The 22,051-nt window shown below is 69.3% G+C and carries 18 protein-coding genes and 1 pseudogene; 8 read left to right on the top strand and 11 right to left on the bottom strand.

Going from position 1 to position 22,051, the window contains the following annotated elements:
- The first annotated feature begins 323 nt into the window (after positions 1-323).
- The gene (locus ACFC09_RS41095; protein WP_376537394.1) at positions 324-1,664 is read left to right on the top strand and encodes a UDP-glucose dehydrogenase family protein; all 1,341 of its coding nucleotides are present in this window, start codon (positions 324-326) and stop codon (positions 1,662-1,664) included.
- A 2,049-nt stretch (positions 1,665-3,713) separates the two neighbouring features.
- Here the strand turns inward: ACFC09_RS41095 and ACFC09_RS41090 are convergent.
- Positions 3,714-4,223: a CGNR zinc finger domain-containing protein gene (locus ACFC09_RS41090; RefSeq protein ID WP_376537392.1), complete on the bottom strand. Its 510-nt coding sequence runs from the start codon at positions 4,221-4,223 to the stop codon at positions 3,714-3,716.
- Positions 4,224-4,321: 98 nt separating this feature from the next.
- Between ACFC09_RS41090 and ACFC09_RS41085 the strand changes: the two genes are divergently transcribed.
- On the top strand, positions 4,322-4,690 hold the full coding sequence (locus tag ACFC09_RS41085; protein WP_376537404.1) for a VOC family protein: 369 nt from the start codon (positions 4,322-4,324) through the stop codon (positions 4,688-4,690).
- Between the two features lie 217 nt (positions 4,691-4,907).
- On the opposite strand, the gene ACFC09_RS41080 is transcribed toward ACFC09_RS41085, so the two are convergent.
- Both ACFC09_RS41080 and ACFC09_RS41075 read right to left on the bottom strand, forming a co-directional pair.
- A complete protein-coding gene (locus ACFC09_RS41080) occupies positions 4,908-6,299 on the bottom strand; it encodes a hypothetical protein (protein WP_376537390.1) in 1,392 nt (463 codons plus the stop codon).
- A 303-nt stretch (positions 6,300-6,602) separates the two neighbouring features.
- Entirely contained in the window at positions 6,603-8,144 is a 1,542-nt protein-coding gene (locus tag ACFC09_RS41075; RefSeq protein WP_376537388.1) for a hypothetical protein, read from the bottom strand.
- Positions 8,145-8,819: 675 nt separating this feature from the next.
- Between ACFC09_RS41075 and ACFC09_RS41070 the strand changes: the two genes are divergently transcribed.
- The 4 genes and pseudogenes from ACFC09_RS41070 to ACFC09_RS41055 form a co-directional block, all read left to right on the top strand.
- The gene (locus tag ACFC09_RS41070) at positions 8,820-9,656 is read left to right on the top strand and encodes a helix-turn-helix domain-containing protein (protein ID WP_376537386.1); all 837 of its coding nucleotides are present in this window, start codon (positions 8,820-8,822) and stop codon (positions 9,654-9,656) included.
- Positions 9,653-9,862 (top strand): DUF397 domain-containing protein, encoded by a 210-nt coding sequence (locus ACFC09_RS41065; RefSeq protein WP_376537384.1) that lies wholly within the window; start codon positions 9,653-9,655, stop codon positions 9,860-9,862. The genes ACFC09_RS41070 and ACFC09_RS41065 overlap by 4 nt, the downstream gene beginning before the upstream one ends.
- 163 nt (positions 9,863-10,025) lie before the next feature.
- Positions 10,026-10,445, top strand: a complete 420-nt coding sequence (locus ACFC09_RS41060; RefSeq protein WP_376537382.1) for a VOC family protein — start codon at positions 10,026-10,028, stop codon at positions 10,443-10,445.
- A gap of 171 nt (positions 10,446-10,616) precedes the next feature.
- A pseudogene (locus ACFC09_RS41055) lies at positions 10,617-10,808 on the top strand (alkene reductase); the annotation flags it as partial.
- On the opposite strand, the gene ACFC09_RS41050 reads toward ACFC09_RS41055, so the two are convergent.
- The 3 genes from ACFC09_RS41050 to ACFC09_RS41040 are packed head-to-tail and all read right to left on the bottom strand — an operon-like array spanning position 10,757 to position 13,612.
- Positions 10,757-11,935, bottom strand: coding sequence for a dipeptidase (locus ACFC09_RS41050; protein WP_376537402.1), 1,179 nt, complete (start codon positions 11,933-11,935; stop codon positions 10,757-10,759). The pseudogene ACFC09_RS41055 and the gene ACFC09_RS41050 overlap by 52 nt on opposite strands.
- Positions 11,936-11,954: 19 nt before the next feature.
- A complete protein-coding gene (gene purE, locus ACFC09_RS41045; protein WP_376537400.1) occupies positions 11,955-12,452 on the bottom strand; it encodes a 5-(carboxyamino)imidazole ribonucleotide mutase in 498 nt (165 codons plus the stop codon).
- 20 nt (positions 12,453-12,472) lie between these two features.
- Positions 12,473-13,612: a 5-(carboxyamino)imidazole ribonucleotide synthase gene (locus ACFC09_RS41040; RefSeq protein WP_376537380.1), complete on the bottom strand. Its 1,140-nt coding sequence runs from the start codon at positions 13,610-13,612 to the stop codon at positions 12,473-12,475.
- Between the two features lie 175 nt (positions 13,613-13,787).
- Here ACFC09_RS41040 and ACFC09_RS41035 point away from each other — a divergent pair, with 175 nt between their 5' ends.
- Positions 13,788-14,291 carry a GtrA family protein gene (locus ACFC09_RS41035; RefSeq protein ID WP_376537378.1) on the top strand — a complete coding sequence of 168 codons (504 nt, stop codon included), beginning with the start codon at positions 13,788-13,790 and terminating at the stop codon, positions 14,289-14,291.
- 292 nt (positions 14,292-14,583) lie between these two features.
- Here the strand turns inward: ACFC09_RS41035 and ACFC09_RS41030 are convergent, their stop codons facing one another.
- Entirely contained in the window at positions 14,584-15,861 is a 1,278-nt protein-coding gene (locus tag ACFC09_RS41030) for an ATP-binding protein (protein WP_376537376.1), read from the bottom strand.
- Positions 15,862-15,892: 31 nt separating this feature from the next.
- Positions 15,893-16,570: a response regulator transcription factor gene (locus ACFC09_RS41025; RefSeq protein WP_018566970.1), complete on the bottom strand. Its 678-nt coding sequence runs from the start codon at positions 16,568-16,570 to the stop codon at positions 15,893-15,895.
- 423 nt (positions 16,571-16,993) lie between these two features.
- On the opposite strand from ACFC09_RS41025, the gene ACFC09_RS41020 reads away from it, so the two are divergent.
- Entirely contained in the window at positions 16,994-18,490 is a 1,497-nt protein-coding gene (locus ACFC09_RS41020; RefSeq protein ID WP_376537374.1) for an oligopeptide:H+ symporter, read from the top strand.
- Positions 18,491-18,722: 232 nt separating this feature from the next.
- Here ACFC09_RS41020 and ACFC09_RS41015 read toward each other — a convergent pair whose 3' ends face one another.
- The 3 genes from ACFC09_RS41015 to ACFC09_RS41005 are packed head-to-tail and all read right to left on the bottom strand — an operon-like array spanning position 18,723 to position 22,032.
- On the bottom strand, positions 18,723-20,030 hold the full coding sequence (locus ACFC09_RS41015; RefSeq protein WP_376537372.1) for a hypothetical protein: 1,308 nt from the start codon (positions 20,028-20,030) through the stop codon (positions 18,723-18,725).
- A gap of 2 nt (positions 20,031-20,032) precedes the next feature.
- Positions 20,033-21,130 carry a hypothetical protein gene (locus ACFC09_RS41010; RefSeq protein ID WP_376537370.1) on the bottom strand — a complete coding sequence of 366 codons (1,098 nt, stop codon included), beginning with the start codon at positions 21,128-21,130 and terminating at the stop codon, positions 20,033-20,035.
- Positions 21,127-22,032 carry a hypothetical protein gene (locus ACFC09_RS41005; protein ID WP_376537368.1) on the bottom strand — a complete coding sequence of 302 codons (906 nt, stop codon included), beginning with the start codon at positions 22,030-22,032 and terminating at the stop codon, positions 21,127-21,129. The genes ACFC09_RS41010 and ACFC09_RS41005 overlap by 4 nt, the downstream gene beginning before the upstream one ends.
- Positions 22,033-22,051: the final 19 nt, after the last annotated feature.

The following is a 22,051-nucleotide window of genomic DNA, read 5'->3' as shown; positions in this document are numbered from 1 at the left end:
ACCGCCGCGAACGGCGCGATCTTCGCCTCCACCAGCGAACGCACGGAATCACGGAGCATCCCATGCTCCTCGGACGGGCGGTACAGGTCGAAGTCAGCCGATCCGGCCACGGGCTCACGCTCCAAGGACGCAGGGGTCATGACCCAGGGGTCACGACGGGGCGATGACGCTAGTTACCGTTAAGTAACACAGATTTCAGGGGCACGCCCACGGCACGCCCATGTGAGCTTGACGACAGCGGGAAAGTTGCCCGCGTAAGCGCGCGAACGGCCCCCGGCTATGCTCGGCCCTCGCACCGCATCCGTACCCTTCTGGAGTCCCCCATGAGCCTGAAGATCACCGTGATCGGCACCGGCTATCTCGGCGCCACGCACGCCGCGGCCATGGCCGAGCTGGGCTTCGAGGTGCTGGCGCTCGACATCGTGCCGGAGAAGATCGACCTGCTGCGGCGCGGCGAGGTCCCGATGTACGAGCCCGGACTCCGGGAGTTGCTGCGCCGGCACGTGGCCGGCATCGAGGGCGCCACCGGGCGACTTCGCTTCACCATGGACTGGGCCGAGGTCGCGGAGTTCGGCGATGTGCACTTCGTCTGCGTGAACACCCCGCAGAAGTACGGCGAGTACGCGGCGGACATGTCGTACGTCGACGCGGCGGTCGCCTCCCTGGCACCCCATCTCACCCGCCCCGTCCTCGTCGTCGGCAAGTCCACCGTGCCCGTCGGCTCCGCGGAGCGCCTGGCCGCCTATCTGGCCGAGCACGCGCCCGCCGGGGCCGATGCCGAACTGGCCTGGAACCCGGAGTTCCTGCGGGAGGGCTTCGCCGTCGAGGACACCCTGCACCCGGACCGGATCGTGGTGGGCGTGCGCAGCGAGCGGGCGGAGAAGGTGCTGCGGGAGGTGTACGCGACGCCGGTCGGCGAGGGCAGCCCGTTCGTGGTGACCGACTTCCCGACCGCCGAGCTGGTGAAGACCGCGGCCAACTCCTTCCTGGCCACCAAGATCTCGTTCATCAACGCGATGGCGGAGGTGTGCGAGGCCGCGGGCGGCGACGTGGCCAGGCTGGCCGAGGCCATCGGCCACGACGACCGGATCGGCAGGAAGTACCTGCGCGCCGGGATCGGTTTCGGCGGCGGCTGCCTGCCCAAGGACATCCGGGCGTTCATGGCGCGGGCGGGTGAGCTGGGCGCGGACCAGGCGCTGACCTTCCTGCGCGAGATCGACTCCATCAACATGCGCCGCCGCGGCCAGATGGTCGAGATGGCCCGGGAGACGCTGGGCGGCTCGTTCCTGGGCCGGCGGGTCGCGGTGCTCGGCGCCGCCTTCAAGCCCGACTCGGACGACGTCCGGGACTCCCCGGCGCTCAACGTGGCGGGCCAGATCCACCTCCAGGGCGGCCAGGTGACGGTGTACGACCCGAAGGGCATGGACAACGCCCGCCGTCTCTTCCCGACACTCGGCTACGCGGACTCGGCGCTGGGGGCGGTGCGGGGCGCGGACGTCGTCCTGCACCTCACCGAGTGGCGGGAGTTCCGCGAGCTGGACCCGGCCGCGCTGGGCGAGGTCGCCTCCACGCGGGTGCTCCTCGACGGCCGCAACGCGCTGGACCCCCAGGTGTGGCGCCGGGCCGGCTGGACGTATCGCGCGATGGGGCGCCCGACCGCGTAGCGCGACCGCCGCGGGAGCCCATCGCCGCCGGGCGACCCGCCCGGCGGAACCGCCGTACACATACACCGTGGGGCAGGGGGCCGTATGCGGACAGGCTCCGCACCCTGCGGTCCGTCAACGCGCCCGATTGCTCCCCTGCGATTGCACCGGCCGCCCCTGCTGGTACGCCTGCCGCTGCTGCAATTGCACCCGCCGCTCCCGCAGCTTGGAAACACGCTGCTCCAGATCCACCGTCCAATACTCCGCCACCGTCCGGGGGCTGAGCACACCGACCACTCCGGGCCGGGATCCAGCAGGCCCGCGATGCGCAGCGCCCGCCGCACAGCCGGGACGAAACAAAGGACTGTGTCCCCTCGCATATGCGACCGGTCCGCCAATGAAATACGGACCGTCCGTGGCCGTAATACGGGAACCGTACAAAGGCAGACGCCGGTTCGGCCGAGGCTCAGTCGGCCGAACCGGCGCCCTGCCGCATTCTGCCGCACCGGTCCGCGGCACGAGCGGCGAACCGCCGGCAGCTCACGCCCCCTTGGCCCGATACCGACGCATCCGGCCAGAGCCGAGGCGAACCATCAGGTGACGGCCGTAACCGGATCACCACCGGAAAGCCGACGGTCCATCAACGACCCGACGCCCTCCCCTGCCGTTGCGTCCCCTGCCGCTGCCATTCCGCTCGCCGCCGGTACAGTTCCACTATGCCCTGCTCCAAACGCTCCACCCTCACGCGGGTAGGCGTGCGCCGACCCGTCGCCTGAGCCCCGGGCCGGTTGGCCGGGCTGAGCGGAGGTAGATTTTGAGAGGCGGCGTTGCTAATGGGGTTGTGAGTCGGACTGGTTTGACCATAGCCCACAGTAGGTTGGCCATGCTCCGTGCCGGTTGAAGCTTGGCTGTAGTTACCGTCAGACTGGGCCGGGGATCCCTGTGCGCTGTTTCCTACTTGGTTCCCGAAACCATAGGTCTGGTCGACAGGTGCAGACGGGACTTCCGGCCCTGAACCATAAATCGAGCCGAAGTGCGCAGACGAACTGTCCCGCAGCACAGGGTCCGGGGGATACAGCAATTCCCACGGATTTTCGGAGGCCGCCTCCAACCAGGCTGCGACATTAGACTCCAAAGAATCATTGCCTTGGCCGTGGGCCACGGACGGAGTCAGGCCAGAGACCGTGGAGGGGTCCGTGACGTAGTTCTGTCCAACGGTTCCCATCTGATAGCCAGGGCTCATCCGCGCATCGGCCGAGTCCGACTGGCCGGGAAAACCGTCCGATGTCACCTGAGCCTCCGAAGCGGGAGAACTTTCCCCCGCACGCCCGTGGGAGTTACGGGATTGATCGCGGTCCCTTTGTTCTCCCGACCCGACGGGTACGATGTGATACCCCTCGCTCCATGGTTCAGGTTTGTAGCCATGCTTCTTAAAACCTTCGATCAGGCCCTTCGGGTATTTGACAATCCTCCCGTTATTCTTCTGGGTCGCAAACCATACACCGAAATCCACATCTATTTCCCTTTTACCCCCCTTCGCTTTTCCATCATTTATCTTCACCGGGACCCGCTCCTTCGGCAGAGGCAATTGCCCTTTTTTCCTGGTCCTCAGTATATATGCATAAGCTTCGTCGGGAACTTTTGCCACGGAGGACCTCCTACAGGAACCGGCAGACTTGTCCCTGGTAACGGCTCCCGCCTTCCGGTGGTTCACCAGGATCAGAGCGGGCCGCCGAGAGAAAGCCCGGCCCGGCGGTTGGGGTGTACTCCTGCTGGTCGTGTGCGTGCCGGAAATCGAGGACAGGGCAGGCACACAGATCTGATGAAACCCGCACACGCAAGGATGCGGACGCAGCAGCGGGTCCAACGGGTAGGGAACGGACAAAACAGCGGACCGTGCTCCCTGAAACACGGGCCCGGTTCGCGCATGACATGCGAACCGTCCGTGGCCGTAATACGGGAACCGTACAAAGGCAGACGCCGGTTCGGCCGAGGCTCAGTCGGCCGAACCGGCGCCCTGCCGCATTCTGCCCCACCGGTCGACGGCCCCACGGGCGAACCGGCCGCGGCTCACGCCTCCTTCGCCCGGTAACGGCGCATCTTCGCGCGCGCCCCGCACACCTGCATCGAGCACCAGCGCCCGCGGCCCGCGGGGCTGCGGTCGTAGTACGCCCAGTGGCAGTTGACCGCCTCGCACGCCTTCAGCCGCATCCAGGTGCCGGCCGCCAGCGCCTCGGCGACGGCCGCGGCGACCCGGGAGAGCAGTGGGGCGCCGTCGGCGGCGGGGGCGAGGGCGGCGGAGCCGTCGCGGTCGTCGACGGACAGGTACAGCGGGGTGTGCGCGAGCAGCGCCCCGAGCGGGGTAACCGCCCGGTGCGGCGGGTGGCCCGCGTGGGCGAGCAGGGCGGCGCGCAGTGACTCGCGCAGTTCGCGGGCCGCCGTCAGGTCCCCGGACCCGATGCCGAAGGCCGCCCGGCCGTCCGCCGTGTCCAGCGTGTCGGCGCCCGACTCGATGTCCAGCGTGTTGACCAGGTTCTCGACCAGGGCCAGCCCGCCGGGCGCGGGCAGTCTCTCACTCACCCTTGCGACGTTACCGCCCATGCGGCAGCATGCAGTAACCGTTACCTGTTGCCGAGATCTATGGGTAACCCGTGATCGACGAGAACGAGGAGAAAGCCATGGCCTACGCCAAGCTGGGCGTCGTCGTCCTGGACTGCCCGGACCCGCACGCGCTCGCCGACTTCTACGCCGAGGTGCTGGGCGGCACCGTCGAACCGGGCCCCGCGGACGCCACCTGGGTGGATCTGAAGGTGCCCGGCGGGCAGGCGCTGGCCTTCCAGGCGGCTCCCGGGTACGTCCCGCCGAGGTGGCCGGCGCCCGACCAGTCCCAGCAGCTCCACCTGGACCTGGTCGTGACGGACCTCGACGCGGCCGAGCAGGGAGTACTCGCCCTGGGCGCAACGCCGCTCGACACGGATGACCGGTCGCGCTCCTTCCGGGTGTACGCGGATCCGGCCGGACACCCGTTCTGCCTGTGCGCCGGCTGACCGTGCGCCGACTGGCCGGGCGGGCGCCCTGAGGTGGATCGCCCCTCGACGCGAGCCGACACTCATGGAGCGTTGAACCTGACCCAGTCGGCCGAACCGGCACCCTGCCGCTTCTGCCCCGCCGGTCCGCGGCACGAGCGGCGAACAACGCACCGCTCACGCCCGGAACCGGGACTCCATCGGAGCCCTGGGCGGTCCGGGCGATCCATCAGCCCCTTCAGCGCCTTCTCTGCGGCTTCGCCTGCTGCCCCAGTCGCGCCAGCCGCTGCTGCCTCAGCCGCTGTTGCACATCAGGCCGTTGCACCAGGTTCTCAAGTTCCGTCAGCTTCGCATCCAATCGCTCCAGTTGCTCCTCGTACGTCCGGGGTCGGCGCGTCTCGCGATCACCCCCTCCGCGAGTCCCGGACGAGTTCGCCTTACTGGACGGGGGCTGAGTTTGAGAGGCAGAGTTGCCAATGGGGTTCTGATCCGGACTGCTTTGGCCATAGCCCACAGCGGGTTGGCCGTATCCCACAGCAGGCGGGCCATCGCCCACAGCAGACCGGCCATACTCCATACCGGTTGAAGCTTGGCTGTAGTTTCCGTGATCCGCCACTTCCCCCCTCCACTGAGTCCCCTTCAGCTGCCGAAGCTCCGCCTGCAGTCGCGCCAGCTCCTGCTCCTTCTCCGCCCGCTCCTCAGCCGTCATGGGCTGGTTCGCCGCATTGCTGCCCGCTCCGTAATTCCCGGATTGACCGACCGACCCGACCTGACCGGCCTGTCCGAGATCAGGCTGAGTTCCCCAGACGGGACCAGCGAGAGAATTGTAAAGCGACGTGTTCTGGCCGTCACCCTCAGCATATTGACCGTAGTCCATACTGATGGGGGCTGGGCCGGAGTAGCCGTAAGGCTGGGTCGGAAAGGCGAGTGTGCTGAATCCCGCCTGGTTCCCGAAACCGAAGGCATGGTCGAAGGACACACCCTGAAATTCCTGGCTCTCGAAACCATAGGCCGGATCAGACACACCCATGGCCCCCTGGATCCCGAAATTCGGGGGGTACAAGAGTTCCATCGGATTATCCATCCCATGGATCCACTTCACGAAATCAGGATCCTGGTACTCATTTCCTTGGCCGTGGGCCGTAGAGGACGCCAGGGAGGGGATCGCGGAGGGGTACATGGCCTGGCTCTGTGCGCCGGTTCCCGCCTGATTGCCGGGGGTCACGCTCGCATCGGCCGATCCCGACCGGCCAGGGAAGCCGCCCGATGCCTCCTGAGCCCCCGGGGCGCGAGAACTTTCCCTCCCTCGCCCGTAGGAGTTGCCGGATTGATCGTGGTCCCTTTGTTCTCCTTGCTTGATGGGTACGATGCGATAACCCCCGCTGTAATTTTCGGGTTCGAAGCCGTGCTCCTTAAAACCTTCGACCAGGTTCGCCGGGTATTGGGTACGCCTCCCTTGCCCTCGCTGGGTCCGAAACCAATGACCGAACTCCACATCTAGACGCCTTTTAACTCCCCTCACTTTTATATCATTCACCTCCACCGGGACCCGAATTCCCGGTTCGGGCAATTGCCCTTTCTCCCTGCTCTTCAGTATCGCAGCATAAGCTTCGTCGGGAACTCTTGCCACGGAGGATCTCCTTCAGGAACCGGCAGACATTTCCCTTGGTAACGGCTCCCGCCTGCCGATGGTTCACCAGGATGAGAGCGGGTTGCCGGGAGAAGGTCGCAGTCAGGCATTCGAGGTGTATTCGTGCTGGCCGTGTGTGGCGGGGGTGGAGGCGGGGGCGGGAGGTCCGTCGTCCGCGGACGCTCCGTGTGTCATACCGTCACCCCCCGCCACCGTGAACGCGGACAGAGGGAACAGAAGGAACGGGGCACTGTCGTACGCCGAGCAGTGACCGGCGCCTTCCAAGACCCACACCCTCATCGGTCAACGGCTCGGCGGCCTCTCCTGCTGCCCGTTCCCGCTTCCGTTCCAGTTCCCCTGCGGTGAGACCTGCCGCGGCCGATCCGTCCCGTGCCCGCCCGTCCCTTGGGCCCAGGATCGGCCGCCCCCGTCGAGCGGGAGCTGATGGGCGAGGGCAGGTGAGAAAACAATGGGGCTCTGAGGCGCGCCGGTCTGGGCGTAATCCATAACAGCTTGGCCGTACTCGCTGGTCAGTTCGTAAGCGCTACCAGTCGGGCCGTAAGCACTCCGTGTCAGGTCACCAACGCTATCGACCTGGTCGCCAACACTGCCGACGCTCCAACTCGGGTCTTGCGATTCTTCGGGAGAGTAGCCGACGAAGGGATCGAAATCGACGCCGTACTGGGCATTGATCATTACCGCCTGGGCGTCGTACTGAGCGGCCTGGCCAAGGTCGACACCCAAGCGACCCCCATGAATTTCGGGCAGCTGGAGCGGCGTCGCGGTTGCATCGAGCACTTGCCGGTCAAGGTCCGCCGACGATCCTCCGGGAGCGCCACTCGGACCGAAATAACTCCAGGCATCCTGCTGTGGGTCAGCTACCACCGGCGAATAGTCGAACTGGGAGTGCAGGCTGGAAAAGGCGCCGACGCCGAAGTGACTCCCCGCGGGAATCCAAGGCAGCGGATCGGTCTCGGCGGAAATTTGCTCTCCATGGACCGGCAACTTTTCTCCGGGAACGTGACTCGGGTCGAGAGGACTACCGATGTCGTTCCGTGTATCGGCCACCGCGGGATGGCGGGATTCGGGAGACAGCTGCGCATAGGTCGCGACCAATGAATTCGGAGACGATTTCTCCTCAGTCTGCGGAGCACGAGAACTTTCTGCCACTTGCTCCCGCCTCCGCCGTTTGCCGTTACCCTGGCCCGCAAGGTGGGTTCCACCCTTGCGAGCCAGGAGGGTTCGAGCCGGGGAGGAGTTGACGGTCAGGTCGCCGCCCTCACCTTTCTTGAAAAGATTTCCCTCCAGGCGATATTTCTTTGATTCGGGACTCAGGACGTCTTTAAGACCATGCTTTGCAAGCGCAGCGGCCAAGTCCTCCGGGTATTTATCGCCCCTCAGTGCACTCTGCTGAAATTCTATCCACCTACGGAGATCAAAAGCGCACTCCACCCCACCCATAATTACAGTGCTCGCCACCCCGGATTCAGGAATTTCGCCTGCTTTCAGGTTGGCCAGGAAGGCCGTAACGGCTTTGCTGGGAATCGCGCGAACATCCCTCTCCATGGGTTTATCCCTCTGCGTAATATCATGCAGAAACCATCCTTCGCGATCATCATTCCAAACCGCCTTCAGGCCGTACTTGCCAAGCTTCGACACCAGGGTCGCCTGATAGGAATTATTCCTTCCGGTGTTCTTCTGGAATCTAAACCAGTCAATGAACACGAAAGTCTCAGACTTTCCATTCACCTCTACAGTGTCACTTTGGCCAGGTTTGGGAAGTTTGTTTCCAGGTTTCCCCAACAGCGCCTCAACGTGGTCATCTGTAATCACTCTCCGCGGCATGACATGCCTCCTTCGGGAACCGCAAGGTCTTCCCCCTGCAACGGCTCGCCGAACGCCGATGGTTCATGTGGGGCGGGGGGTGCTGGTTTTCGAGGGTAGGTCGCGGGCGGAACTGCTCGACACCTGACGAACACCCCCACCCCCGACATGGTGAACGCGGAGAGCGTCAAGGGGCACCGGCAAACCGGGGCCGGTCACCGGATCGTCGCCTCGGCCAGGGGGCATGGCCGGATGACCACTCGTCGAACCGGAGCGCCGGCCGGTTCGCGGTCACGCCGTACGCGTCAGCCGGGCCTACGGCGCCGAGCGGGCGTGGTCACAGCACCTCACCCCCGACTGCGCGCGTTCGCACGGCGGTCTGTGCACGCAGCCGCTGTGCGGGGCGGCGGGTTGTACGTCGGCCGGGTCAACGACCCATTCCCGCCCACCTGTTACTGCGCAGATATATCTGAGTCCGTCAAACTCACCACGGAATTCGCCGACTTGTTCGTCAGGGTCCACCAGAAGAGTGCCAAGGGACGGGAGAGCGGGGGGTTTTGCCGCCCCGCGGGATTGATCTCACCACACACGACAGTTTCTCTCTGTAGCGTCATGACTACGGGGAGGTTCAAGCGTGAACCGCGCCTGGGTGCCCTTCAAGCTGCTGGAACAGAACGAAAGGTTGGTGCACCGCCCTTGAATCGCAAGGAGTTGAACCCGGATGCCTCACCTCAGGCGGCCTACGGGGCGCGTTTACGCAGCTTGCGCGAGAAACGTGGGTGGACCCAAGAGGAACTGGGCACCCGTACGAACTATTCCAGCGTGCACGTCTCGGCTATTGAAACCGGTCGGAAGCCTCCGACTCTCCGCTTCTCGCGCAGTACGGACCAAGCCTTCGGCCTCGCGGGCAGAGCAGACGCTTTCGAACGCTGGTACCGCGAGATGAAGCACAGCGCGTTGCTGGAGGGGTTCCCGGAGTACGTCAAGCACGAGGCACGGGCCGTGGAGATCCGGCTGTTCGAGATCGGGATCATTCCCGGCTTGCTTCAGACACCGGCGTACGCGCGAGCCCTGGCAGACGGCGATGCCGGACGGGGCACCATCACACCCGACCAGGTCGCAGAACGGGTCTCGGTTCTGGCGGAGCGACAGGCGACACTGGTACGGACCCGGCCGCCCACCATGCTGGTGGTGATGGACGAAAGCTGCATCCGCCGCCCGGTCGGCGGCGCCACTGTCATGAACGAGCAGTTCCAACGCCTCGTCGAGTTCGCCGCGTTGCCGAACTCCATGCTCCAGGTCGCTCCGTACGACATGGGCGAGCGTAGACCGTTCAACCTGCCGCTCAACCTGCTGACGCTGCCGGACCGGTCCATGATGGCGTACGCGGAGTCCCAGGCCCGGGGACACCTGGAACGCGAACCTACGTTCGTCCTGTCCGCGTTGTCGGCCTACCATCAGTTGCAGGCCGAAGCGCTGTCACAGACCGAGTCCGTGGCGGTGATCAACCAGTTGCGAAAGGGCACCACGTGACGACCCAATCCCCCCGCTGGTTCAAGTCCTCCTACAGCTCCAACGGCGGCAACTGCATAGAGGTCGCCGTAAACCTCGCCACCTCCCACGACCAGGTCCCCGTCCGCGACTCCAAGAACGCGGACGGCCCGGTCCTCGACCTCCCCACCCGCGCCTTCACCACCTTCGTGGCAGGCGTCAAGGCCGGAGACTTCGGCACCGTCTGACCGCCCGGCGGGACCGTCTGACCACCAGGCGGCACCGTCCGACCACCCGGCACCAGGACCCCGCCGCGCCGTGCCTGAACGTCCGGCGCGGCGGGGTCCTGGAATGCCCCCTGCGGGGCCAGCATGGGGCCGACCTGGTCCCGTCCCGGAGGAGGGCACCCCCATGACAGACGTAACGCCCCTGAAGCCACGAGAACCCTTCGCACGGTTCCGCTCCGTCGTGCTCGACTGCGCCGACCCGGTGCGGCTCGCCGAGTTCTACGCGGCGATCCTGGGCGGCGTCCCGCGCGTCGAGGACGAGGACTGGGTGGTCCTGGAGGCACCCGGCGCCCCACGGATCGCCTTCAACCGCGAGCCGGACCACCAGCCGCCGGCCTGGCCGCGCGAGGGCGGCAACGCCCAGCAGGCCCACCTCGATCTCGACGCCGGACGGACCTGGGCGGAGGTCGACGCGGCCCACGCGAAGGTGCTGGAGCTGGGCGCCCGGCCACTGGACCTGGCGGACCGCGAGACGAAGGACTTCCTGGTGTACGCCGACCCGGCCGGCCACCCCTTCTGCCTGTGCCGGATCGACCACCCCTGAGGGACCACCGGGGCGTGGCGATCCCGGACGGGCCGCGTCACAGGAACCGCCCGGCTGGTGGCCGACCACTCGTAGCCCCTTGGAGTGACGACTCCAGGAAATGGGGCGTGACGGAACTCCGACGGGCTGGCCAAACGCATCCCCAGCATGCCTAGGTACGGTTGCCGACCGGCGCTCGGCCGGCCGTTCCTCGCCAACCCGGACCTGGTCGAGCGGCTGCGCCTCGGCGCGCCGCTCAATCCGGTCCGGGACCGCTACTTCATGTACGTGGGCGGGGCGGACGGCTACAACGACTACCCTGCCCTGGGCGGTCAGCCGTCCAGCGACGCGATCGTGGCGTTGGACGGCGCGCGCGTCGCCTGAAGCCCGCGGGCCACGTCCTCCGCCGCGCCCAGCACCCGTACCGCGTTCTGCCAGGTCAGCTTGGCCAGGTCGGTCTTGGACCAGCCGCGGTCCAGCAGCTCGGCGATCAGGTTCGGGTAGCCGGAGACGTCGCCGAGGCCGTCCGGGGTGAAGGCCGTGCCGTCGTAGTCGCCGCCGATGCCGAGGTGGTCGATCCCGGCGACCTCGCGCATGTGGTCCAGGTGGTCGGCGACGGTGGACACCGTGGCGACGGGACGCGGATGCGCCTCCTCGAAGGCCCGGTGGACCTTCATCGCCTGCTCCGTCGTGTCGAGGTGGTGGAAACCGTGGACGCGCATGTTCGCGTCGGCCGCGGCCGTCCAGTCCACCGCGGCCTGGAGGACGAACTTCGGTACGAACGTCACCATCGCCACGCCGCCGTTCGCGGGCAGCAGTCCGAGGACGTCGTCCGGGATGTTGCGCGGGTGGTCGCAGACCGCGCGGGACGAGGAGTGCGAGAAGATCACCGGCGCGGACGTCGCCGCCAGCGCGTCCCGCATCGTCGTCGCCGCCACATGGGAGAGGTCGACGAGCATGCCCAGGCGGTTCATCTCCCGCACGACCTCGCGGCCGAAGGCGGACAGGCCGCCCGCGTTCGGCTCGTCCGTCGCCGAGTCCGCCCAGGGCACGTTGTCGTTGTGGGTGAGCGTCATGTAGCGCACGCCCAGCCCGTACAGGCCGCGCAGGGTGCCCAGCGAGCAGGCGATGGAATGACCGCCCTCGGCACCCATGAGGGAGGCGATACGGCCGTCCGCGCGCGCCGCCTCCATGTCGGCGGCGGTCAGCGCGGGCGCCAGGTCCTGCGGGTAGCGGGCCAGCAACTGCCGTACGCAGTCGATCTGTTCCAGGGTGGCCGGGACCGCGTCGGGCAGGTCCGAGCGGACGTACACCGACCAGTACTGCGCGCCGACCCCGCCCGCGCGCAGCCGCGGCAGGTCGGTGTGCAGATGGGCGTTCTGGTGGCCGGCGATGTCGCGGGCGCCGAGGTCGTAGCGGACCTGCTCGCGCAGGGCCCAGGGCAGGTCGTTGTGCCCGTCGACGACCGGGAAGTCACGCAGCAGCGCCCTGGCCTCGTCCAGTGCGGTCATGCCTGCCACGTCCCCTCCCTCACTTGCCGAAGCCGAAGCCGCCCGACCCGTCCACCTTGGCGCGCAGCCGTTTGCCCTTCTCGGTGGCCTGGTCGTTCAGCTCCCGCTGGAAGTCCCGCATGCGGGCGAGCAGTTCCTCGTCGTGCGCGGCGAGGATACGGGCCGCGAGGAGACCGGCGTTGCGGGCGCCGCCGACGGAGACGGTCGCCACCGGGACACCGGCCGGCATCTGCACGATCGACAGCAGGCTGTCCATGCCGTCGAGGTACTTGAGCGGGACCGGGACGCCGATGACCGGCAGCGGGGTGACCGAGGCGAGCATGCCGGGCAGATGGGCGGCGCCGCCCGCACCCGCGATGATCACCTTCAGCCCGCGCTCCGCCGCCTGCTCGCCGTACGCGATCATCTCGCGGGGCATCCGGTGCGCGGAGACGACGTCGACCTCGTGGTCGATCTCGAACTCGTCGAGGGCCTTGGCCGCGGCCTCCATGACGGGCCAGTCGGAGTCCGACCCCATGACGATGCCGACAAGAGGACTCATTCGGTGATCGTGCCCCTCAGGTATCCGGCTGCGTGACGGGCGCGCTCCAGCACGTCGTCCAGGTCGTCGCCGTAGGTGTTGACGTGGCCCACCTTGCGGCCGGGCTTCACGTCCTTGCCGTACATGTGGATCTTGAGCTGCGGGTCGCGGGCCATGCAGTGCAGGTACGCGGAGTACATGTCGGGGTAGTCGCCGCCGAGCACGTTGACCATGACGGTCCACTTCGCGCGCGGGCGGGGGTCGCCGAGCGGGAGGTCGAGGACCGCGCGGACGTGGTTGGCGAACTGCGAGGTGATCGCGCCGTCCTGGCTCCAGTGGCCGGAGTTGTGCGGGCGCATCGCCAGCTCGTTGACGAGGATGCGGCCGTCGCGGGTCTGGAAGAGTTCGACGGCGAGGTGGCCCACGACGCCGAGTTCCTTGGCGATGCGCAGCGCCAGTTCCTCGGCCCGCACCGCGAGCACCTCGTCCAGGCCGGGGGCCGGGGCGATCACCGTGTCGCAGACGCCGTCGACCTGCCGGGACTCGACCACCGGGTAGGCGACGGCCTGGCCGTGCGGGGAGCGCACGACGTTGGCGGCCAGCTCACGGACGTAGTCGACCTTCTCCTCCGCGAGGACCGGCACGCCGGCCCGGAACGGGTCGGTGGCCTCCTCGGCGGTCTCCACGACCCACACGCCCTTGCCGTCGTAGCCGCCGCGCACGGTCTTCAGGACGACCGGGAAGCCGTTCCCCTCGGCGGCGAAGCGGACCACGTCCTCCTGGTCGGCCACGATCCGGTGCCGCGGGCAGGGGATGCCGATGGCGTCGAGCCTGGCCCGCATCACCCCCTTGTCCTGGGCGTGCACCAGCGCGTCCGGGCCGGGGCGGACCGGGATGCCCTCCGCCTCCAGGACCCGCAGATGCTCGGTGGGCACGTGCTCGTGATCGAAGGTGATCACGTCACAGCCCCGCGCGAACGCACGCAGCGTGTCCAGGTCGCGGTAGTCGCCGATGACGACATCGCTCACGACCTGCGCCGCGGAGTCCTGGGGGGTGTCACTGAGAAGCTTGAACCTGATGCCCAGCGGGATGCCTGCCTCGTGTGTCATACGAGCGAGCTGGCCCCCGCCGACCATGCCGACTACCGGAAACGTCACGCCCTTAGGGTATAGGCCACGCCACGGCGGCCGGATTCCGCTCCTCTTCGCCCGCGTCTCACCCGCTTTTTCCCCGTCTCTTGCCGACCCATGGGCCGATACGGAGGCGGGGAGGGGAGGTGCTGGTTAGCATGGCTGGGTTGGCGGAGACCTACTGACAGGAGCCTGCACGACCATGGAACCCGGTTCCTCGGGGCTGCGAAGGCTTGTGCACGAGGTCGCCAAGTTCGGCGCCGTGGGCGGTGCCGGACTTCTCGTCAATCTCGGCGTGTTCAATCTGGTACGGCACGTCACCGACCTTCCGGTCGTCCGGGCCAGCATCGTCGCCACCGTCGTCGCGATCGTCTTCAACTACATCGGCTTCCGCTACTTCGCGTACCGGGACCGCGACAAGAGCGGCCGTACCCGGGAACTCACCCTGTTCCTGCTGTTCAGCGTGGTGGGCCTGGTGATCGAGAACGGCGTCCTGTACGCGGCGACGTACGGGTTCGGCTGGGACAGCCCGCTACAGAGCAACGTCTTCAAGTTCCTCGGCATCGCCGTCGCGACCCTGTTCCGCTTCTGGTCGTACCGCAGCTGGGTGTTCCGGGCGCTGCCCGCCCGGGAGACGGTCGCCGACACGGAGTCCTACCTCGCGACGGAGCCGGCGACCGACTCCCCACGCCAACGGATCCCCTGAGCCCGGGATCACCCCACCAAGGGGCGCGAGGAACCGCGCAGCGAACCTCCTCAATGCAGGCCCACCCCACCAAGGGGCGCGAGGAACCGCGCACAGCAGGCACAGCCAACCCGCACATCCCGGACCGACGGTCCCACCCCCACACCCACCCCATCCCGACCCAGCGAACCTCCTCAGCGCAGGCCCACCCCACCAAGGGGCGCGAGGAACCGCGCACGGCAGGCACAGCCAACCCGCACATCCCGGACCGACGGTCCCGCCCGCCCCGCGCCCACCCCAGCGGAGCGAACCGTCAGCGGACGGTCGGCTGGTCCTCCCCGTCCGGTTTCTTCAGCAGCGGCGTACGGGACAGGAACAGGCCGAACACCGGCGGCTGGGACTGGAGCAGTTCCAGCCGGCCGCCGTCCGCCTCCGCGAGGTCGCGGGCCACGGCCAGGCCGATCCCCGTCGAGTTCCGCCCGCTGATCGCCCGCTCGAAGATCCGCGCGCCGAGGTCGGCCGGGACCCCGGGCCCCTCGTCGGTGACCTCGACCACGGCCTGGTTGCCGGTGACGCGGGTACGCAGCGCGACCGTGCCGCCGCCGTGCATCAGCGAGTTCTCGATCAGCGCCGCCAGCACCTGGGCCACCGCGCCGGGTGTGCCCACGGCCCGCAGATGCCGTTTGCCGGAGCTGACGATCGCCCGGCCCACGTTGCGGTAGGCGGGACGCCATTCGGCGAGCTGCTGCTGGATGACCTCGTCGAGGTCGAAGCTGACCGCGGAGCCGGTGCGCGGGTCGCGGGCGTTCGTCAGCAGCCGCTCCACCACGTCCGTCAGCCGCTCGACCTGCGTCAGCGCCACGTTCGCCTCTTCCTTCACCGTGTCCGGGTCGTCGGTGAGGGTGATCTCCTCCAGGCGCATCGACAGCGCGGTCAGGGGCGTGCGCAGTTGGTGGGAGGCGTCGGCGGCGAGCCGCCGTTCGGCGGTGAGCATCCGGGCGATGCGCTCGGCCGAGGAGTCCAGCACATCGGCGACCCGGTCCAGCTCGGGCACCCCGTACCGCTTGTGCCGGGGGCGCGGGTCGCCGGAGCCGAGCCGTTCCGCGGTCTCCGCGAGGTCGGTCAGCGGGGAGGCGAGACGGTTCGCCTGGCGCACCGCGAGCAGGACCGCGGCGACCACCGCGAGCAGCGCCACCGCGCCGATGATCAGCAGCGTCCGGCCGACTTCCCGGGTCACCGCCGAACGCGGCTCCTGGACGGTGACCCGCTCGCCCTCCTCGCCGTCGGCGCTGGACTGGATCACGTCGCCCTGCGGCGGCTTGGTGCCCACCGTGATCGGCGGCCGGTTGGGCATGCGGATGATCGCGTACTGGTCCTTGCCGACCTGGTTGCGCAGTATGTCGGCGGTGACGTCCTCCGCGCCGAGGATGCGGCTGTCCACGATGCTGGCCAGGCGAAGCGCCTCGGAGTCCACCCGCTCCTGCGCGCTGTTGCTGATCGTCCGGGTCTCGACGATGACGAGGGACAGGCCGAACACGGCGATCACGACGAGCACCACGGCGAGCGTGGACTGGATCAGTCGGCGGCGCATGTCCTCTTACCCGGAGAACCCCTGCCGGGGCTCAACTCTTCTCGAAGCGGAAACCGACTCCGCGGACGGTCGCGATGTACCGGGGGTTCGCCGCGTCGTCACCGAGCTTCTTGCGCAGCCAGGAGATGTGCATGTCGAGCGTCTTGGTCGACGACCACCAGGTCGTATCCCAGACCTCGCGCATCAACTGGTCGCGGGTGACGACCCGGCCGGCGTCCCGGACCAGGACCCGCAGCAGGTCGAACTCCTTGGCGGTGAGCTGTAGTTCTTCGTCGCCCATCCAGGCGCGGTGCGACTCGACGTCGATCCGCACACCGTGGGTGGCCGGGGGCTGCTGCGGTTCGGCGGCGCCGCGGCGCAGCAGGGCACGGACGCGGGCGAGGAGTTCGGCGAGCCGGAAGGGCTTGGTGACGTAGTCGTCGGCGCCCGCGTCCAGGCCGACGACGGTGTCCACCTCGTCGGCGCGCGCGGTCAGGATGAGGATGGGAACGGTGTGGCCTTCGGCGCGCAACCGGCGGGCGACCTCCAGGCCGTCCATGCCGGGCAGGCCCAGGTCCAGCACCACCAGGTCGACGCCGCCCTGCATTCCGGCGTCGAGCGCGGTGGGTCCGTCCTCGCGCACCTCGACCTCGTAACCTTCCCGGCGCAGGGCGCGGGCCAGCGGCTCCGAGATGGACGCGTCGTCCTCGGCGAGCAGTACACGGGTCATGGGGTGATGGTAGTCCGCCCGGCCGTCGTGCCGGGGTGTGATCGCCTCCCGGGATTCTTACCTTGGGTCACAGCGGTACGAACCCGGGGGCGCAAGGCCCCGTCGGGGGCGGGGCCTTCGAAACGGGGCGCCGGATTCCGCCGACACCTCTGATCCAATTCGTAAATCATCCCATATCCGACACTGTCCTGTCGTATGGTGACCGGAGAATACCTGTCGGTGACGGCAACCTTTGGCGCGTATTCGACGCTGGGGGTCTCTTTTGTTGCGGGACGTGGATCCCGGTGGACGCGGTCGCCGCCCCGCGGTCCGGGGCGGGTACCCCGTGGGCATGGGGACGCACGGCCCCGCCGCCGGGGCCGGCCGCACCCCCCACCGGGCGCGCGACGCCGTACGGCGCGTCCCGACCAGCGAGGAACGACCATGGCGTCCAGCCTGACGAAGGACCCGGTGCAGCCGGACACGCCCGGCACCGGGAAGACCTTCTTCGGCCACCCCCGCGGACTGGCCACCCTCTTCATGACCGAGACGTGGGAGCGCTTCTCCTACTACGGCATGCGGGCCCTGCTCCCGCTCTACCTGGTGGCCCCGGCGGGGCTGCACCTCGACGCGGCCACCGCGACCGCGATCTACTCGGTGTACCTGTCCCTGGTGTATCTGCTCGCCCTGCCCGGCGGCTGGGTCGCGGACCGCGTCCTCGGCCCGCGCAGAACGGTCGCCGTGGCCGGTGCGGTCATCATGCTCGGCCATCTCACCCTGGCGCTGCCGAGCGCCGGCACCTTCTACACGGGGCTCGGGCTGGTCGCGATCGGCTCCGGTCTGCTGAAGGCCAACATCTCGACGATGGTCGGGCACCTCTACGACCGCCCGGACGACCCGCGCCGGGACGGCGGCTTCACGATCTTCTACATCGGCATCAACCTGGGCGCCTTCGCCGCTCCGCTGGTCATCGGCACCATCGGGCAGAAGGTGAACTGGCACCTGGGCTTCGCGCTCGCCGCGGTCGGCATGGCGCTGGGCCTGGCCCAGTTCCTGCTCGGCGGCCACCGGCTGAGCCCGCGCTCGAACGTGGTGCCGACGCCGCTGTCGGCCCGGGAGAAGGCTGCCACGCTGCGCAGGGCGGGCTCGTGGGCGGCGGTCGCGGTGGTCTTCTACGGCGTCGCCGGCCTCTCCGGTGCCTTCACCCTGAACTGGGTGATGGTCCCGATCATCGCCGCCGGCCTGGTCATCCCGGTGGTGGTGCTCGCCCGGATCAAACGGGACCGGGACCTGGACCGCGCCGAGCAGTCCCGGATGTCCGCCTACCTCTGGTTCTTCGTCGCCGCGGCCCTGTTCTGGATGATCTACGACCAGGGCGGTTCGACGCTGTCGATCTTCGCCTACCACAAGGCCGAGAACAGCGTCTTCGGCTGGAGCTTCCCCGTCTCCTGGTACCAGTCGGTCAACCCGGTCATGATCATGGCGCTGGCGCCGGTCTTCGCGGTCATGTGGACCGTGCTGGCCCGGCGGGGCAGGGAGCCGAGCACGGCCGCCAAGTTCGGCCTGGGCCTGATCCTGGTCGGCGCGTCCTTCTTCGTCTTCCTGGCCCCGCTGGCCATCGCCGGGAGCGGCCACAAGGCCGCCGCGCTGTGGCTGGTGGCGATCTACTTCGTGCAGACCATCGGTGAGCTGCTGCTCTCCCCGGTCGGCCTGTCGGTCACCACGAAGATGGCGCCCGCGAAGTACGCCTCCCAGATGATGGGGGTCTGGTTCCTGGCCGTCACCGCCGGCGATGCCACCACCGGGCTGCTGGGCGTGGCGGGCGTCGACCTGGACCGGATGGACATCGTGGTCGCGGAGGCGGTCCTCGCGGTGGCCGCCGGTACGGCGGTGTGGATGTACCGCGGCAAGGTACGACGGCTGATGGGCGACTTGCACTGACGGGTGACGGGCGCTGGCAGGCGGCGCGCGCTCGCGGGCGGGCGGCGTGAACAGCTGACGGGCGGCGGGCACGGGGCACATCGGCCTCGCGCCCGCGCACCCGCGCACCCGCGCCCTCGCACCGGAGGGCCGTCGCACGCTGTGGTGCGGCGGCCCTCCGGGCGTTCGAGCGGCCCTCCGTCCGGTGGCCCGCCGTCAGGCAGGCTCGCCTTTCAGACGGCGTTCCCGGCGCTCACGGGGTCCTGCGGCGCGGCATGAAGGTGAAGACCGCCGCGCCCAGCAGGATCGCCGTGCCCGCCACCAGGCCCAGCGCCTTGATGGCGCCGTGGTCCTCGGAGCCCGTCGCCGCGAGGCCCCCGCTGGTGCCGCTGCCGCCGGCCGCCGAGCCGCCCCCGGACCCCGAGGACGACGAGCCGCCCGCGGCGCCGCCCGGCTGCGCGGTGGTGTCGAGGGTGAGCGAGACCGCCGTCCTGGTGGGGGTGCAGGTCGTCGTCGTACCCAGGGCCTCGACCGTCAGGACGCCCGGCGACAGGGTGGAGGTGCCGCTCGCGCCCGGCTTGTAGGTGCCCTTCAGGTCGGGGATCTCGATCGGGTCGCCCGACTTGATCGCGGCGGAGTTCATCGGCCCCTCCACGTGCACGGTGCCCTTGTCGGAACCCCCGAGGACCACCTCCATCGACGGCTTGACCGAGCCCTTCGGGATGTCGGCGGGGCTGTCCATGACCGACTTCTTGAACTGCACGGTCAGGTCGTAGCTCCCGCCGTTCTTCTTGGCGTCGATCTGCACCGGCGAGGTCGCGTTCTTGTCCCCGATCGGCGTCTTGCAGGCGTAGGGCACCTGGATTTCCTTGCCGGTGAAGTCGGTCCGGCCGCCACCGGTGCCGTCGCTCGCCGAGGTGGTCGGAGTGGCCGTGCCGGTGGGCGGCGGCGAGTCCGGGTCGGACGGCGTGGGTGACGTCGTCGGCGTACCGCTGCCCCCCGCCGTGACCTGGATGGTCGCCGCCTTCTGCACGGTCTGGGACGGGGTGCACTTGGTGTCCGTCGTCATCGCGTTGACCGTGTACGCGTCGGGCGTCAGCGTCACCTCGCCGGGTGCCGTCAGCTTCAGCGAGCCCTTCATGTCGGACAGCACCATGGCGCCGCCCTTGGGGATCGCCGGGTTCTCGCGTGGCCCCTGCATCGCGATGTCCGCGCTCTGCGCACCGGCCGCCTTGAGGGTGCCGGACGGCTGCACCGAGTCGGCGGGCAGGTCGATGATGTCGGGGTTCTTCGAGGCGGCCTGTACGAACTTCCAGCCGACGTCGATGGTGTCGCCGACCTTCGCGGTGGCCGGCGCGGTGATCTCGACCTGGGTCGTGCCGTCCACCGGGTCGATGCCCGCGGGCGGTACGCAGTGGGTGGCGAACGACACCTGGGCGGCCTGCGCTGGCGTCGAGGCCACCCCCAGCAGGACTCCCGCCCCGCCGAGGACCAGCGCGGCCACCGCCGCGCCCGCTCTGCGTCCGCCGACCGGCGTGACCGGTGTGACTCTCCTTCGCATGCTCACGTGGGTCCCTTCGGAGTGGGAGTCGTAGGACTCGTCGGGCTGTCGTCGTGCGGTGCGGAGAGCCGGCCGGCCGGGTCCGGACCGGAGTCCGAGCTGAACCACGGCAGGGTCGGAGTCGGGGTCGGTGCGGTGCCTTCGGTACGCGCGCGCGGCCCGGCCGGGCGCAGCACGGGCCGCGGCAGGCGGAACGCGGGCCGGGGCAGCCCGCGCCGGCGTACGCCGCCCGGCCCGCGCGGCCGTACCCGGTCCACCACGGCCAGCCCGATACGGAACACGCCGGCCGGTACGACCAGGCAGAGCAGGATCCAGAACAGCGTCACGCCCCAGGGCCTGCCCACCCCCCAGGGCTGCTCGGCGAGCACCTTGCCGCCGTACTCCAGGGAGACGGTGTAGTCGCCGTGTGCCCCGGCCGTGAGTTCGACGGGCAGCTTGACCTGCGCCTTCTTGCCGGGTCCGAGGGTGCCGCGCCACTGCTGCTCGTCCCACTGCGGGGCGAAGACGCCGTGCGCGGTGCCGACTCGGAACACCGGGTCCTCGACGGTCGTCGTCCCGAGGTTGCCCACGGTGAAGACCAGCGTGCGGGAGGGGGGCGCGCCGAACCAGGTGAGCACCCCGCTCGACCCGTCGAGCCGGGTGTCGGTGAGAACGGCGAGACGCCCCGCGGCGGACTCGGCGGGCAGCGGTTCGACGGCGTGCCCGGCGACCTGGAACTCCGCGTCCGCGTCGGCCTTCGCGCCGGTCACGGTGGCCACGTGCACCACGCACGGGCAGGGCACCGGCGGCTCGGCGACCGGCAGTTCCTTGCTGAAGCCGCCCTTGGCGTCCGTGGTGACCGCCCGGCCGTCCCCGTTGGCGCAGGAGTTGGTGCCGCCGATCACGCCCCGCGCGGGCGTGGCCTGCCCGCAGATCAGCAGCATCAGCAGGGTGTCCGGCCGCCAGCCGCTGCCGCTGACGGTGATCGAGCCTCCGGTGCCCGCCTGGGCCTCGGACAGTTCGACGGCGGGTCGCGGCGCCGCCGACGCCGGGCCCGCGAGCGGCAGCAGGAGCAGCGCGAACACCGCCGCCAGCACCGGGATCCGCAGCCTGCCGCTCACGTCATGACTCCCGTCAACTCGACCTCCGTACCGCGGATTTCGGCCTGTGCGGCAAGCCTGCGACGACGGCGGCGACGGCGTACCGCGAGCGCGACCGCCGCGCCGGCCACCAGGGCGACCGCGCCGCCCAGCGCGCCCCAGGGCACGAACCGCACCGACGTGTCCGCGGTGGCGTGCGCCCCGCCCGCCGCCGTCACGGTCAGCCGCACGTCGACCGCGTCCAGCGCGGGCGGGTCGGACCACGGCTCGCTCAGCCGCAGGCGCTGCCCCGGTGCGAGGTGGACGGCCAGGGTGCGCGGGGCGCGGTCCAGGATCCGGCCGAAGACGCCGTCCGCGCGCACCGCAAGACGCGGTACGAGAACGGTCGTACCGCGGTTGACCAGCTCGTACGTGATGCGGTCCGCGTGCACGGCCGGCTTCTCCACGGTCAGGGCGGACAGCGCGGGGCCGCCCACGCGCAGCCGGATCGGCACGGTCGCGGTCCGGCCGCCGCCGTCCTCGGCGACGATCGTGCCGGAGCTGTCACCGGGCGCGGCCCCGGCCGGCACGGCCACCGTGAAGGGGACGTCGGCGCGGGTGCGGGCCGGAACCCGGAGGCCGGTCTCGGCGAAGGTGATCCGGACGCCGGTGCCGTGCAGCCGTACCGTGACCGGTCCGGCGCTCCGGTTGGTCACGGACACGGTGTCCTGCTGGATGGTCCCCGGGGCGCCCTCGGCGTAGAACGACGGCCGTCCGTTGCCCGCGGGCGCGAGGGCCCAGCCCGCGGACCCGGTGGCCGCCGGGGACGGGGTACCGGACGCTGCCGCTGCCCCCGGGGTGGCGGCGAACAGGGACAACGGGGCGAGCAGGCCCAGCCACAGCGCACGGGTGGGCATGGACAGGCGGCGGGCAGGAGCGCGCACGGACCGACAGTGGGCAGGA

The sequence above is a fragment of the Streptomyces sp. NPDC056161 genome (assembly GCF_042268025.1).
Taxonomy (GTDB): Bacteria; Actinomycetota; Actinomycetes; order Streptomycetales; family Streptomycetaceae; genus Streptomyces.
This window is presented reverse-complemented; position numbering and strand designations above follow the sequence as displayed.

Excerpts from the sequence above, each read along its gene's own strand:
- ACFC09_RS41020 (WP_376537374.1), top strand. The coding sequence starts at position 16,994 with ATGGCGTCCAGCCTGACGAAGGACCCGGTGCAGCCGGACACGCCCGGC.
- ACFC09_RS41075 (WP_376537388.1), bottom strand. The coding sequence starts at position 8,144 with ATGCCGCGGAGAGTGATTACAGATGACCACGTTGAGGCGCTGTTGGGG.
- purE (WP_376537400.1), bottom strand. The coding sequence starts at position 12,452 with ATGGGGTCGGACTCCGACTGGCCCGTCATGGAGGCCGCGGCCAAGGCC.
- ACFC09_RS41050 (WP_376537402.1), bottom strand. The coding sequence starts at position 11,935 with ATGACCGCACTGGACGAGGCCAGGGCGCTGCTGCGTGACTTCCCGGTC.
- ACFC09_RS41060 (WP_376537382.1), top strand. The coding sequence starts at position 10,026 with ATGACAGACGTAACGCCCCTGAAGCCACGAGAACCCTTCGCACGGTTC.
- ACFC09_RS41095 (WP_376537394.1), top strand. The coding sequence starts at position 324 with ATGAGCCTGAAGATCACCGTGATCGGCACCGGCTATCTCGGCGCCACG.
- ACFC09_RS41025 (WP_018566970.1), bottom strand. The coding sequence starts at position 16,570 with ATGACCCGTGTACTGCTCGCCGAGGACGACGCGTCCATCTCGGAGCCG.
- ACFC09_RS41035 (WP_376537378.1), top strand. The coding sequence starts at position 13,788 with ATGGAACCCGGTTCCTCGGGGCTGCGAAGGCTTGTGCACGAGGTCGCC.
- ACFC09_RS41015 (WP_376537372.1), bottom strand. The coding sequence starts at position 20,030 with ATGCGAAGGAGAGTCACACCGGTCACGCCGGTCGGCGGACGCAGAGCG.
- ACFC09_RS41030 (WP_376537376.1), bottom strand. The coding sequence starts at position 15,861 with ATGCGCCGCCGACTGATCCAGTCCACGCTCGCCGTGGTGCTCGTCGTG.
- ACFC09_RS41085 (WP_376537404.1), top strand. The coding sequence starts at position 4,322 with ATGGCCTACGCCAAGCTGGGCGTCGTCGTCCTGGACTGCCCGGACCCG.